Here is a 13,307-nt window from a genome sequence, read left to right on the forward strand (position 1 = left end):
CAATCTCTATAAACCCGCCCCCACCCCACCAATAACCTACATCAGCCTTGACTTCTATCAAATACTAAAAATGTGCATTGCGATTTACCGTTGGAGGGGGGCGGGTTTATATATATTGTCAATTATTGGCTAATTTTGTTGGTTAACCCGCCCCTACAATTCTACGGAAAATGTGCATTTTGATGGCTGGTTGGGTGGGGGCGGGTTTATATAGATTGTCAATTATTGACAGGTATTTTGGGTGAACCCGCCCCTACAAGCATCAGTTTCAAGAATTTAAGATCACCGCATAAACGAACCGACAACACCGTTCATATCCTCAGCCAAAGGGTTTCCTAAAGCCTTAAACTTCCACTCGCCGCCTTCTCGATAGACTTCTCCCATCAACATATTTAATTTTCCTTCATAAGACGGGTCATTTGACAAGCGATAGCGAGCTATTTCTTTCCCAGTCGCATCTACAGCTCTCACAAAAGCATTTTCTACCAGGCCGAAATGCTGTTTTCTCTCTTTTCCATCGTAAATATTTACGCCCAAAATAATTTTGTGATATTCTGCAGGCAAAGAACTCAGCTTCACCACTATTTGTTCGTCGTCTCCGTCTCCAGCCCCCGTGAGATTGTCGCCTGAGTGAACAACTGTTTTGTCATTTGACTCCAAATGAGAGTAATAAATTACATCCTCTTTGTAGTTCTTTATTTTGCCATTTTCTCCCAGCAGCATAGCGTAGGAATCTAAGTCAAAATTTGCACCGCTGCTTCGCCCGAAAAGACCTTTTTTAGCTTGTGCAACATCCCAGCCCAAACCCATTGTGAGTTTTGACAAGTCGTATTCGCTTTTGCTGAGAACTATTGATTGTCCTTTGGTTAAGTTGATAGCCATAGTTTTGAGATTTTGTAAGGTTTATGGTGAAGTTGAATGATTGCCCTAAGCTAGCATTTTGTCGGCAAAAGCTGTTTCTAGGGTAAGAGATTTTTGATTCGTGCTGATTTTACCCAATGCGGATATTCTGCTGTCAACAAATCGTATAATTCCTCATCTGCAATATGCTCCGGGTCTTCTAAACTGAAGAAATCGGCGTTGTCTAGGTAGCGCGAGCCCATTTGGTCAAGCTGCTCTAAAAAGCTAAAATCGCTTGCTACGGATCTTGCTAACCAGCCGCGAACTCCCTTACTTTTGACATCTTTCTGCGACTTGCCAATTGCCATAAACTGCCAAAATATCGGCTCATAGGACGACCATTGTAGCTGCTGCTTGCTTTCCGATTCGTCCGCTGTTTCTCCATCAGTTACAAACATCACGTAGACAGGTCGATCGGCTTTAATAGCTGCGTAGCGCCTGCTACCGCGACCATCAGGAAAATAGAAGTTTCTAATTTCCTTCATCACTTTACCGTAGTAAGTACCTCCTTCTAAAGGATACTGTTGCAGTATATGGTGAATGAAGTTTGAGAAATTGTCGATCGACATTTCACCGGGATTGTGCGGGTTGACTCCAAACAGAAATATGTCGATCGATCCGTTGTCATCAAACCGACATCCCAAAGCCAAAATCTTCTCTGCCAAACGCTGAATTTTTCCTGAACGGTATAGGGAAGACATAGAAGCAGAAATATCGAGGCAAAGCGCTACTTGAGCATTGTGATTTGTTAGATTTGCCTTTTTTAGCGAGATATCGGCTTTCTTAGCGAGATTGAAAATGTGCGGCGCTTTCTCCTGAAGCTTTTTGTCTAATGCTATAGCTTTCTGACTTTTGTGGCTATCTTCAATAACTGGTAATTTAGGCAGTTCTACTGTACGTTGTGCTGGTTTTTCTGGCTGTTGAATCTCAGAATTATACTTGTCAACAAAACTCTGCAACCCTGCTTTATATCCTTGCCCTACGGCCTGAAATCTCCAAGCTGCATCTTTTTTATACAACCGTCCAAACTCGACTGCTGTTTCATCAGAAAAACCTTCTGTTAAATCATACCGCGCTAGTTCGCTGCCGGTTTGGCGATCGTACAATCGGATAAAAGCATTTCTGATTTGGCTGAAATTTTGATGTTTAGCTTGTGCGTCGTGAATCGTGACCACAAAAACCATTTCCTCAACAGCAGCCGTTACCTTTTCTAAGTCTACATCAATTGTCTCGTCATCTCCTTGAGTTTGACCTGTTTGATTATCTCCCGAATGGGCGATCGCTCCGTCCGGCGACTGGGAGTTATTGTAAAATACAAAGTATCTTTCATCGGGAATCTTGCCGTCTGAACCTAATGCAAAAACAGAGGCATCGATATCGCAGCTTTGCGGGTTTGAGTTCGATAAATTTAGTTCAGTTGCTATTTCCCACCCCAGGGCGATCGCAACTTTTGTTAAACTTGGAGATGTTTTAGAAAGATTAAATCTTTCGCCCTTCTTTAATTGAATTCCCATCTGGTTTATCACCTCATGAGTCTGATTGCTTAAAATCGAGGGAAACATTCCTGCTTCCGAATTTCCCCTCGATTTATTTAGCTAGGAGCGATCGACATTTTATGCGGCATACTTATCTACAAAGCTTTGCAAGCCGGAATTGTAGCCTTCTCCTACAGCTTGAAACCTCCACTCGCCGTCTTTCTTGTAAAGTCTGCCAAACTCTACCGCTGTCTCCCTAGAAAAATCCTCGTCCAAATCGTACTTCGTTACCTCTGTGTTGGTAGTAGTGTCGTAAATCCTGATAAAAGCATTCCGTACTTGACCGAAGTTTTGCCTTCTCGATTCTGCTTCGTGGATAGTTACCACAAACACAATTTCTTGCACCGCCGGATCGACTTTGGTTAAATCGACTGTAACGGTTTCATCATCGCCAAATCCTTCTCCGGTTCTGCTATCTCCCAGATGTATTACAGAAGTGTCTGGCGACTCCTTGTTGTTGTAGAAAACAAAGTATTTTTCGCCGGGGATTTTGCCAGTAGCCCCCAACATAAACACGGAAGCATCTAAGTCAAACGCTGCGCCGGTGTCGGTAGCATTGGTATCCCATCCCAAACCAATCCCGGCATTTTTTAGCCCCGGTGCTTCTTTAGAGAGATTGATTCTCCCGCCTTTTTCTAAGTTGATAGACATTTGCTCTCCTGTTTGCAACATCTCTGATATTACTGCTAACAATTATACCAACTGTCAGAGCAGCTTGACAAATTGCTTTTGGTACTCGTCCTCGGTCAATCGATTTGAGATTTGAGATTTTGGATTTTGGATTTTGGATTGGAGAATTGCTCCCGTATGGTCATAGCAGCTTGACAAATTGCTGCTGGTACTCATCCTCAGTCATCAGTTCGTGGGTATTTTCCACTCTGTCTAAAAACACGATTCCATCTAAATGGTCGTGTTCGTGTTGAAAAATTCGGGCCACAAAGTCTGTCAATTCTTGTCGGTGGAGTTTGCCGTCTCTACTGGTGTATTCTATCTCGATCGCCCTACTTCTCGGCACCAATCCCCGAATCCCCGGAATGCTCAAACAGCCTTCCCAGTCTTTGACTGTCTCTGTTGAGCTAGCCACAATCCGGGGATTAATCATCGCTGTGGGCTCCATGTTGGGTGCTTGGGGATAGCGCAGGTTGGGGCGGGATGCGACGATGAACAGGCGATCGGACTGAGCCGCTTGAGGGGCGGCAATCCCTACTCCGTGTGCCTGCTGTACTGTAAATATTAAGCTGTCAATCAACTGTTGAATGCGATCGTCCTTAATATTCTCGACCACTTGCGATCGGCGGCGCAGTACGGGATTTCCTAATTGTGAGATTTGTAAGAGTTCTACCATAGTTATTGGTTAGTCGTTATTGGTTATTTGTTGTTACCGTTTTGTCGGTTGAATGGAGGAACAAAATCTAACTTACTCACTCAATAATTAATCCGTGTATCCGTGTCAAAATCCGTGTCGTGCTTTCCTTCTTATCCAACTTTTTGAACAGGCAAACTCCCCGGTTTAACAGTCAAATTAACTATTTGCCCGTTGCGGTTAATTTCCATTTGCAACAGCCCGCCCACCTTAGCATTTTGCACGAACTCCTGAACAGCTTCCGACTGAATAATCGGCTGATTATTAATTTTTTGAATCACATCTCCAGCCCGCAAACCTGCTGCTGCTGCGGGAGAATTAGGAACAACGCTAACAATAGCCACACCCCGATCGACTGCAACTCGCAGGCTGCTGTTAGCGTTGCTGTTAATTTGCTCCTTAACATCTGGAGTCAGCGTCGCCATTTCAATACCCAAATAAGCGTGTTCGACTTTCCCCGTCGTAATCAGTTCCTTCGCCACCTGTTGCGCCGCCTGAATGGGAATCGCAAACCCCAATCCTTGAGCACCTTGAATAATCGCCGTATTCATGCCAATAACTTGACCCGAAGCATTCAGCAGCGGGCCGCCAGAATTCCCCGGATTAATTGCAGCGTCTGTTTGAATAAAACCGATCCGCTTGTCAGGTACGCCCACATCAGAGCTCGATCGCCCCGTAGCGCTAATAATCCCCGCAGTTACGGAATTGTCCAAACCCAAAGGATTGCCAATGGCGATCGCCCATTCCCCAGACAACAGCTTATCCGAATTGCCGATCGTCACCACAGGCACATTACTCGCCTCAATCTTCACCACAGCCACATCCGTCACCTTATCCGCCCCCAACACGCGCCCCTGAAAGCTGCGGCCGTCCTTGAGAGTTACATTTACCGTATCGGCTCCCTCTACAACGTGAGCGTTAGTGAGAATCAGGCCGTCGGCACCGATGACAAAACCCGAACCAGTGCCCCGTTCGATCCCGCCCCGGCCGCCCGAATTCGGTTCTCTGCCAAAAAAATCTTCCGGCGACAGCCCTCTATTTCCCGGTTTCACCAGGCGCGAAGCATCGATCCGAACCACTGCCGGGCCAACTTTTGCCACCGCCGCCACAATAAAATTCACATTAGCCGCGTCGCCCGACAAGGAAACCGGCGGCAAGACTTTCCTAGCTTGATCCTTTGTACTAGGAGGCAGTTGCAATTTCGGTTCCAGCGCCCTTTGTCCAGAATCGCCAGAATTTGCACGAAATTGAGAAACCGTCAGACGATCGCCCAACATGGCGGCCCCGGCTCCCGTTACCAGCAGCAATATGTAAATTGCCGGTTGCTTCCAAAATTTGCCAGTAGAACTCTTCATGGCCATGTTTTAAGGCTTTCCTGCCACATCTAAATATTTGCTGAGCAGCTCCCCGATACCTGGCGCAGGGCTGCAGATCCGCCAAATTTTTGGGCGATGGCGTCGGGCCCCGCAAGCTACGGCAGACTCCCTTAAACTTTAGCATCTGACGACTAAACTCTCTAGAGTAGAATTAATATCTTGAATGCCGATCGGCAGAGGTGAGCAGTGGACATTCCCCTCGAAAGTCTGTGGAATCAGATACTTGAACGTCTCCAGGTACAACTGAGCAGACCTAGCTTTGAGACGTGGATCAAAACTGCTAGGGCCGAACAACTCGAAAATAACTGTTTGATCGTCAGCGCCCCCAACCCCTTTGCTCGCAATTGGTTGCAAAAATATTACAGAGAAATCCTTGCCGATGCAGTCGCAGAAATTCTCGGCTATCCCGTAGACATTTACTTGACAATTGCCGGGGGAAACGAAACAGGCGGCAGCAGCGACTCGGCCATAATTTGGCCCTCCCCCATCGCCGATATCCCGGAAAGCCACTCGCTTCACCCCCCCAAACCCGCCAATTTAAACCCGAAATACGTATTTTCCCGCTTTGTCGTCGGTTCCAACAACCGCATGGCTCACGCCGCTTCCCTCGCGGTAGCTGAGTCTCCGGGCCGAGAATTCAATCCCCTATTTTTGTGCGGTGGCGTCGGTTTGGGCAAAACTCATTTGATGCAGGCGATCGGTCATTATCGCTTGGAAATTGACCCCAACGCCAAGATTTTTTACGTTTCTACTGAGAAATTTACTAACGATTTAATCGCAGCCATTCGCAAGGACAGTATGCAAACTTTCCGCGATCATTATCGCGCTGCCGATGTTTTATTAATAGATGACATCCAATTTATTGAAGGGAAAGAATACACTCAAGAAGAGTTTTTTCACACTTTTAATACTTTGCACGAATCAGGAAACCAAGTAGTTTTAGCTTCTGACCGTCCGCCACAGCAAATTCCGCGTCTACAAGAGCGTTTGTGTTCCCGATTTTCTATGGGATTAATTGCCGACATTCAATTGCCAGACTTGGAAACTCGGATGGCAATTTTGCAGAAAAAAGCTGAATATGAAAATATGCGGCTGCCGCGAGATGTCATTGAATACATTGCTTCTAGTTACAATTCCAACGTTCGGGAATTAGAAGGTGCTTTGATTCGGGCAGTAGCATATCTTTCAATTACTGGTTTGCCGATGACCGTGGAAAATATCGCCCCGGTTTTGAATCCGCAAACAGAAAGCGTAGAGGCAACGCCAGATGCAGTAATTGCAGTTGTGGCTGAGGAGTTTGATGTTTCTGTTGAAGATTTGAAAGGAATTTCCCGCCGACGAGAAATTAGTCTGGCACGTCAAATAGGGATGTATTTAATTCGGCAGCATACTGGTTTGAGTTTGCCGAAAGTTGGCGAAGTGTTCGGTGGCAAAGATCACACGACTGTGCTTTACAGTTGCGAAAAAATTGCTCAGTTGCGGAATACTGACCCGAATTTGGCTCAAACTTTGCGTCAGTTGAGCGATCGAATTAATGTTGTCAGCCGCAAAACTTGAGAAGAAGTCAGTTGTCAGTTGTCGGTTGTCAGTTGTCGGTTGACAGTTGTCAGTTGTCAGTTGTCAGTTGTCAGTTGTCAGTTGTCGGTTGTCAGTTGTCAGTTGTCAGTTGTCAGTTGTCATCACTCAACGCCGTCAACAGTCAACAGTTAACAGTTAACAGTCAACAGTCAACAGTCAACAGTTAACAGTCAACAGTCAACAGTCAACAGTCAACAATTCCCATTCCCAATTCCCAATGCCCCATAATAGACAATCTTGCCTGTGGAAAAACCTGTGGAAAAGTTGCCTTCCGTTTGTGGAAAACTTTACTCGATCGCCCGAAACAGCTTTTGCACAAAAATGGGCGATCGACCGCACCAGCTTTTCCACAAGTTTTCCACAGGTATTTATTACCTATAAGTGACGCCCAGCAAGCAGTTAGCTTTTTTTTCCACAGTTTCCACAGGGCGATCGATACAAAAATAATTCAATAAACTAAAAAAAACTGGTGAGCCCTTCGCACCCTACACAGATAGTTCACGACGCGCGCGAACCTCAGAAACCCGGTTTCTTGGAAGATTTCTCGTTTTTACAGACAAAATTTTGCGTAGAAACCGGGAATAAGCGCCCAGGCTTAAGCCCTGACAGAGAAAAACCGACCCGCAGGCTTTCTGTGATACCATTTGTTTCTGTTTCAAATCCGGTTAATTAACCTTCGTACCATGAAATTGGTTTGCACCCAAAGTGACCTCAACGCCAACCTCTCGTTGGTAAGTCGGGCCGTTCCCTCCCGCCCGACACATCCGGTACTCGCCAACGTGCTCTTAGTAGCGGATGAGGAAAATCAGCGGGTTAGCTTGACAGCTTTCGATCTCAGTTTAGGCATTCGTACCAGCTTCGCAGCAGAAGTGACTGGCGGCGGCAGTTTTACCATACCCGCTAAATTACTCAACGATATTGTTTCGAGACTCCCAGATGGAGAGATTACTCTAGAAGACGAAGCGGGAGACACCGTAGCATATCTCACTTGCAGTTCTGGCAGCTACCAAGTTAGAGGCATGGGCCCGGAAGAATTCCCAGAATTGCCTGCAATAGAAGCCGGAACAATCCTCAAATTGCCACCGGAAGCCTTGATAGAAGGACTCAAAGGAACTTTATTTGCTACTAGCCCCGACGAGGCAAAACAGGTACTTGCAGGGGTGCATTTAAAGGTATTGCAAGATTGCCTGGAATTTGCAGCTACAGACGGCCACAGATTGGCAGTAGTTCAAACTGCCAATGAAAAAGCTGAAGGCGAAGAAACCCAAGAAGAATTTGAGGTGACAGTCCCCGCTAAAGCATTGCGGGAAGTAGAAAGAATGCTGGTGATGCGGCAGTGGACTGAACCTGTCACCCTGCATTTTGAACACGGTCAAGTAGTCTTTGAATGGGCAGACCAGCGGCTGACAACTCGCACCTTGGAAGGGCAATATCCCGCCTACCGCCAGTTGATTCCGCCCTCCTTTGAGCGGCAAATTACCTTAGAAAGGCGATCGTTCTTAGCAGCAGTAGAAAGAATTGCCGTTTTTGCAGACCAAAAAAATAATATTCTCAAATGCAGCATCGACGAGGAGAATCAGGAAATTACTTTGTCTGTAGATGCTAAAGATGTCGGCTGTGGCAAAGAGTCAATGCCCGCACAAATTTCTGGAGACAGCATAGATATTGCTTTCAACGTGAAATACTTAATTGACATTTTGAAAACTGCTCAATCCCCCGAAATTCAACTGCAATTAAACGGTGCTTTAGCCCCCGTAATTTTCCAGCCTTTGGGCGGAGTCAATGCTACATTCTTGGTAATGCCAGTGCAGCTAAGAGCTTAAAAAGAGTCATTAGTCAGTAGTCAGTAGTCCTTAGTCATTAGTCAACAGTCAACAGTCAACAGTCAACAGTCAACAATCACCGATGGTGCAACCGAACTCGATCTAACTCATCTGCGTTAATCGGTGTTTATCTGCCCTCATCTGCGGTTAAAAAAAGAGAATGTATTAACCGCAGATGACAATGGATTGACGCTGATTCACGCAGATCAAGAGAAGAGAGATAGGAATAATTTCGATGCTAACAGATTTGATATGACTTATTGCTTCAAATCAATGGCAACAAAATTTCAAATTCAGTACCTGTACCGGGCGTAGAATGCAAGTTCAACTTGCCTTTATGCTTTTCCGTAACAATTTGATGGGTAATTGCCAACCCCAAACCAGTACCTTTCCCGGCGGGTTTAGTGGTGAAAAATGTCTCAAAAATCCGCCGCTGAATTTCTGGCGGTATTCCCGGCCCGTTATCGGCAATTCGGATGGCTATCCAAGCGTTATTTTGATTTTTTTCCGCTGCTTCTGGGCAGAAGTCGCCGTTTTGGCTGGCGGATGATAGCTGTTTGGCATTTTGTCGTAGCTTGCGGGGCGGGACGCCATCGCCCCTAACATAATTTTGAATTAATTCCGAATTCACGCAGTCTCCGTCAGAACTGTCTATTACCTCGGTTTCAATAGTAATCGCAGGCATAAATTCTTTTTCTTCTTTTGCCTCTTCCAAAGCGTCGATCGCATTGCTGATGATATTCATAAATACCTGGCTCAACTGACCAGAGTAACACTTGACTAAAGGCAAATCACCATAGTTTTTAACTACATTAAACCCGTACTTCAGACGGTTTTTCATAATTAGCAGCGTACTGTCAATACATTCGTGGATGTTAGCTTGCTTCAAGTGGGTTTCGTCCATGTGAGAAAAGGTGTGCAGGCTGGTGACGAGTTCGGTCAGCCTCTGCGAGGAAACTTTCATACTTTTGAGGATTTCCAGCCAATCTTCTTGCAAAAAATCAAATTCTATGTGTTTTTTGAGTTCGCCAATTTTTTCGCTTTCACCCACAATGTCTTCGTAAGCAGACAGCAACTCCATGATGTCTTTCGAGTAGTTGGACAAAAAGCCGAGATTTCCGCTGATGCAGGTGACGGGATTTCTAATTTCGTGGGCGACTCCAGCTACCATCTGTCCCAAACTTGCTAGTTTTTCGGTTTGAATTAGTTGAGATTGAGTTTGCTGCCTCAGCAATTTTGTTGCTAGTTCATGAATGTTGGATTGGGCTACTAGCAGTTCGTGCACGTCTAGCAAACTATAAGTTTGAGGCGACATTTGAACTACAATCGGTTCATAAAGCAGTTCTTTCGATCGCAACAGCGACTTCCTGGCTGCATCCACGATTAAAGTATTGCTGGGAAAAATTAAACTCTCAGTTTCGGCAAAGCGGTACAAAGCCCTCACAGGTCGCTTTAAAAATAATTCTCGCCCAAAAGGACGGCTGATAAATTCTAAAAATCTCCGCCGGGAAATCATACCGGCAAATTCACCTTGATGGGTCACAATGACTCCCGGTAACAGCGGATTAGCTTCTAACATCTGGGAAATTTGCATCCCCAAATCCGTAGCTTCTACCTGAAAATCGTAAAGTGACAATTGTTGGAGAGTAGAGTCTAAACAAAGTTCTCCTAGGTCAGCCTCGGAGATGGGTTGGACGGGTCTTTCTACGCAGGAGGTATTCAACATAAATTCATCAGCACGCTTTTTGGGGTTCTATTTGCCAGCAGACATTCAGCTACCAAAGGTCAACAGGTGAGTTGTTGAGTGTTTTGACCGGCATCACCCTGGCACACTGCATTTTAAATTACACAAAAAACTGACTGTAGTAAATGGAATTTTACCACTTAAAGTATTAGGCAAGATTGAGTATCACCGAGATAAATGCGCCCTGGTAATTATACCTGACTTTATTTTATACTGACTTGAGCGGTATTAACGTTTGGTTCGACTATTTAACTATTCATTAACCTTAAGTTATCGTCTTAACCTTTTGTTAATAAATTATTAGGCTGAGAAATATAATTGATTGATAATAGAATAAAATCGGAATTGCCCGATCGCCCCGGCGATACAACGCCCTGAAACAAGTTAAAAGCACAAAGCTAGGGCGATCGCGTCCCTGAGTTTTAGCTGGCTAAGGGCGATGGCGTCGGGTCCTCGCCCGTGCTATGGCATTTGAGGCGATTTCATCCCATCTCCCCGATCCGGTACTCGCAACCCCCCGTAACGGCCAGCCAGCGGCACACCTGCCAGTGCGTCCCCTATAGGTTTGTCGTGAAAACTAAAGTCATCGCTACAAAGCAATTTTCTAGCGATCGTTCGATGGCAGATAATATAAAAGAGTCAACATCGGTCACGATCCGCAAAATCAGCCCTGGCAGTTATTCTAAAATCAACCATTTTTGACCGAAATATCCATCAAAGCGGTGCCGGTTTGCCGACTCAATTATTGATTGGATCTACCAGGCGGAGCAAGCAGAAACAGGGAGTGCAATTCACAGAAGTTTAGCGAGTCCCAATCATTCAAGACATCAGCATTGATTAAATTAAAACCTCTACAAATTTAAGCAAAAAAAAGGCAGGCATTTTTTTAAACTGCATCTTAACTTAGCGCTGTGCTTTGGTATGATCGACAGGGGCCGTGTCAAAGACGTGTAACTAGGAAATTTACCAGTAGGTGATCGATGCAACCCGCCCTCACGAATCAGTTAAATAATGCTTTCACCCTGTTTCTCAGCTTGCTAGTAGAAGCAATACCTTTTCTGCTGCTGGGAGTTTTATTCTCAGGTTTGCTGCTGGGGTTTGTAGACGAACGCAAACTCGTATCCCGCATCCCGCGAAACCCGCTGCTGGCGGCTTTGATGGGCAGTTCGATCGGCTTTTTGTTTCCCGTGTGCGAGTGCGGTAACGTGCCCGTAGCCCGCAGGTTACTGATGCAGGGAGTACCCGCACCAGCCGCGATCGGCTTTTTGCTTGCGGCCCCCACCATCAACCCCGTGGTAATTTGGGCGACTTGGACGGCATTTCGCGATCAGCCAGAAATTGTAGTTTTGCGGGTGGTATTTTCTCTGTCTATAGCCACAATTATCGGCTGGGTGTTCAGCGCCCAAAAAGACTTGCGGCCTCTGCTGCAACCTTCTGTAGCCCGCGCAATCCCCTTGCCAAAACCAGAGTTTTCCGAAAAAGAACTCGTCCAAGCTAACACTCCGCTGCTGTTGCAGTCGGGAACATTTATGCTCGGTCAGCCGGGGGGGGTGGTGCCGATCGAATCTTTGCTACAAGACGACTGGAAGCGATTACAAACAAGCAAAACAGAAAAAACCTCGAAACCTTCCTCCATGTTCCACCGCGTTTCTAAAGAGCGTCTGCGCCTGCTTTTAGATACTATGGTACAGGAGTTGCGCGAATTGGGAGGAGTGCTGGTAATCGGAAGTGCGATCGCAGCCATCATTCAAGTTGGCGCGCCCCGCGAACTAATTCTCAACCTCGGCCAAGGCCCCGTTTCCTCGATTCTAGCCATGCTGCTATTAGCCACAGTCGTATCGATTTGTTCTACAGTAGATGCCTTTTTTGCCCTGTCTTTTGCTTCCACATTTACCAGCGGTTCGCTGTTAGCATTTCTCGTTTTCGGCCCGATGATTGACCTCAAAGGCATCGGTTTAATGCTGTCAATTTTTAAAGGTCGAGCAGTAGTTTACTTAATTGTCTTGGCCGCTCAGTTAACCTTTTTAATGACCCTCGCTGTCAACTTGCATTTAGGTTAATAATAAATTGGCCCGGACTGAAAACTAACGATAGATTCCCAATGACTAATGACCAATGACTAATGACTAATGACTAATGACTAATGACTAATGACTAATGACTAATGACCAATGACCAATGACTATTAAAAAATGAATCTTAAAAAAATTAGCCCCTGGCTGGACGCCCTAGCTATCTTAGCGTGGGGAATACTGCTTCTTAAATATTGGATCACCGGCAAATTAAGCATTCTCATTCACCCCAATTACTTTGGCTTGACTCTAGCGGGAGGAATCGGCTTAATGGTTATTGGCGGTTTAAAAGCTTGGGAACTCTTAAAACTCGATCGCACCACAAAGCAATCGCGGACATCACCAGCAAATAACTCTCTCAGAGCCACAGAAGTTGAACACGTTACTTTGTTTCCCCCCAGTATCGGCAGCACCTTAATGTTGAGCGTCGCATTAATAGGTTTACTAACAACGCCACGCACATTTACCAGCCAGACAGCATTAGAACGAGGCCTCACCGAATCCCTGCCCATCACCCGACTGCAACCCCAAGAATTTCGCAATAATACAAAACCAGAAAAGCGATCGCTTGTCGAATGGGTGCGGCTGTTAAATTTCAACCCCGAACCGGATACATACAGAGGTCAAAAAGTCAAAGTTCAAGGATTTGTAATTCATCCCCCCAATATAGCAGAACAATATATGTGGATCGGGCGTTTTATCATTACTTGCTGCGCGGCAGACGCCTATCCGATCGGGTTGCCGGTAAAATTACTGATCGGTCAAAGCCGCGCCGCCTTTGCCCCAGATAGTTGGCTAGAAATAGAAGGAGAAACGATCGTAGAAGAACTGCAAGGCAAGCGCAAATTAATCATTCAAGCATCCTCTCTCAAACCAATTCCCGAACCAAAAAACCCTTATGATTATTAGATGTGGA

Annotated in this window: 12 protein-coding genes; 6 read left to right on the forward strand and 6 right to left on the reverse strand. The window is 45.7% G+C overall.

Annotated features, from left to right (window positions below; genetic code table 11):
- Positions 1 to 282: 282 nt before the first annotated feature.
- The 5 genes from QUB04_RS11570 to QUB04_RS11590 form a co-directional block, all read right to left on the reverse strand.
- Positions 283 to 882 (reverse strand): TerD family protein, encoded by a 600-nt coding sequence (locus QUB04_RS11570; RefSeq protein ID WP_333284284.1) that lies wholly within the window; start codon positions 880 to 882, stop codon positions 283 to 285.
- 77 nt (positions 883 to 959) lie between these two features.
- Positions 960 to 2,414 (reverse strand): TerD family protein, encoded by a 1,455-nt coding sequence (locus QUB04_RS11575; RefSeq protein WP_333284287.1) that lies wholly within the window; start codon positions 2,412 to 2,414, stop codon positions 960 to 962.
- A 99-nt stretch (positions 2,415 to 2,513) separates the two neighbouring features.
- Positions 2,514 to 3,086, reverse strand: a complete 573-nt coding sequence (locus QUB04_RS11580) for a TerD family protein (RefSeq protein WP_333284289.1) — start codon at positions 3,084 to 3,086, stop codon at positions 2,514 to 2,516.
- Between the two features lie 160 nt (positions 3,087 to 3,246).
- On the reverse strand, positions 3,247 to 3,780 hold the full coding sequence (gene def, locus QUB04_RS11585; protein ID WP_333284291.1) for a peptide deformylase: 534 nt from the start codon (positions 3,778 to 3,780) through the stop codon (positions 3,247 to 3,249).
- 131 nt (positions 3,781 to 3,911) lie between these two features.
- Entirely contained in the window at positions 3,912 to 5,153 is a 1,242-nt protein-coding gene (locus QUB04_RS11590) for an HhoA/HhoB/HtrA family serine endopeptidase (RefSeq protein WP_333284293.1), read from the reverse strand.
- Positions 5,154 to 5,360: 207 nt separating this feature from the next.
- Between QUB04_RS11590 and dnaA the strand changes: the two genes are divergently transcribed.
- The 4 genes from dnaA to dnaN all read left to right on the forward strand — a co-directional run bounded on the left by dnaA (position 5,361) and on the right by dnaN (position 8,575).
- On the forward strand, positions 5,361 to 6,731 hold the full coding sequence (gene dnaA, locus QUB04_RS11595) for a chromosomal replication initiator protein DnaA (RefSeq protein WP_333284295.1): 1,371 nt from the start codon (positions 5,361 to 5,363) through the stop codon (positions 6,729 to 6,731).
- A gap of 11 nt (positions 6,732 to 6,742) precedes the next feature.
- A complete protein-coding gene (locus QUB04_RS11600) occupies positions 6,743 to 6,919 on the forward strand; it encodes a hypothetical protein (RefSeq protein ID WP_333284297.1) in 177 nt (58 codons plus the stop codon).
- A 50-nt stretch (positions 6,920 to 6,969) separates the two neighbouring features.
- Positions 6,970 to 7,137 (forward strand): hypothetical protein, encoded by a 168-nt coding sequence (locus tag QUB04_RS11605; protein ID WP_333284299.1) that lies wholly within the window; start codon positions 6,970 to 6,972, stop codon positions 7,135 to 7,137.
- Between the two features lie 298 nt (positions 7,138 to 7,435).
- Positions 7,436 to 8,575: a DNA polymerase III subunit beta gene (dnaN, locus tag QUB04_RS11610; protein ID WP_006632140.1), complete on the forward strand. Its 1,140-nt coding sequence runs from the start codon at positions 7,436 to 7,438 to the stop codon at positions 8,573 to 8,575.
- 265 nt (positions 8,576 to 8,840) lie between these two features.
- Here dnaN and QUB04_RS11615 read toward each other — a convergent pair whose 3' ends face one another.
- Positions 8,841 to 10,301 (reverse strand): HAMP domain-containing sensor histidine kinase, encoded by a 1,461-nt coding sequence (locus tag QUB04_RS11615; RefSeq protein WP_333284301.1) that lies wholly within the window; start codon positions 10,299 to 10,301, stop codon positions 8,841 to 8,843.
- A gap of 998 nt (positions 10,302 to 11,299) precedes the next feature.
- Between QUB04_RS11615 and QUB04_RS11620 the strand changes: the two genes are divergently transcribed.
- Positions 11,300 to 12,379 (forward strand): permease, encoded by a 1,080-nt coding sequence (locus QUB04_RS11620; RefSeq protein ID WP_333284303.1) that lies wholly within the window; start codon positions 11,300 to 11,302, stop codon positions 12,377 to 12,379.
- 132 nt (positions 12,380 to 12,511) lie between these two features.
- On the forward strand, positions 12,512 to 13,300 hold the full coding sequence (locus QUB04_RS11625; RefSeq protein ID WP_333284306.1) for a TIGR03943 family putative permease subunit: 789 nt from the start codon (positions 12,512 to 12,514) through the stop codon (positions 13,298 to 13,300).
- Positions 13,301 to 13,307 lie beyond the last annotated feature (7 nt).

It is taken from the genome of Microcoleus sp. D2_18a_B4 (assembly GCF_036702475.1).
Classification (GTDB): Bacteria; Cyanobacteriota; Cyanobacteriia; order Cyanobacteriales; family Microcoleaceae; genus Microcoleus.

What these genes read in the sequence shown, in the direction of transcription:
- QUB04_RS11575 (WP_333284287.1), bottom strand. Translation starts at nt 2,414, where the DNA reads ATGGGAATTCAATTAAAGAAGGGCGAAAGATTTAATCTTTCTAAAACA.
- dnaN (WP_006632140.1), top strand. Translation starts at nt 7,436, where the DNA reads ATGAAATTGGTTTGCACCCAAAGTGACCTCAACGCCAACCTCTCGTTG.
- QUB04_RS11570 (WP_333284284.1), bottom strand. Translation starts at nt 882, where the DNA reads ATGGCTATCAACTTAACCAAAGGACAATCAATAGTTCTCAGCAAAAGC.
- QUB04_RS11605 (WP_333284299.1), top strand. Translation starts at nt 6,970, where the DNA reads ATGCCCCATAATAGACAATCTTGCCTGTGGAAAAACCTGTGGAAAAGT.
- def (WP_333284291.1), bottom strand. Translation starts at nt 3,780, where the DNA reads ATGGTAGAACTCTTACAAATCTCACAATTAGGAAATCCCGTACTGCGC.
- QUB04_RS11590 (WP_333284293.1), bottom strand. Translation starts at nt 5,153, where the DNA reads ATGAAGAGTTCTACTGGCAAATTTTGGAAGCAACCGGCAATTTACATA.
- QUB04_RS11615 (WP_333284301.1), bottom strand. Translation starts at nt 10,301, where the DNA reads ATGTTGAATACCTCCTGCGTAGAAAGACCCGTCCAACCCATCTCCGAG.
- QUB04_RS11580 (WP_333284289.1), bottom strand. Translation starts at nt 3,086, where the DNA reads ATGTCTATCAACTTAGAAAAAGGCGGGAGAATCAATCTCTCTAAAGAA.
- QUB04_RS11625 (WP_333284306.1), top strand. Translation starts at nt 12,512, where the DNA reads ATGAATCTTAAAAAAATTAGCCCCTGGCTGGACGCCCTAGCTATCTTA.
- QUB04_RS11620 (WP_333284303.1), top strand. Translation starts at nt 11,300, where the DNA reads ATGCAACCCGCCCTCACGAATCAGTTAAATAATGCTTTCACCCTGTTT.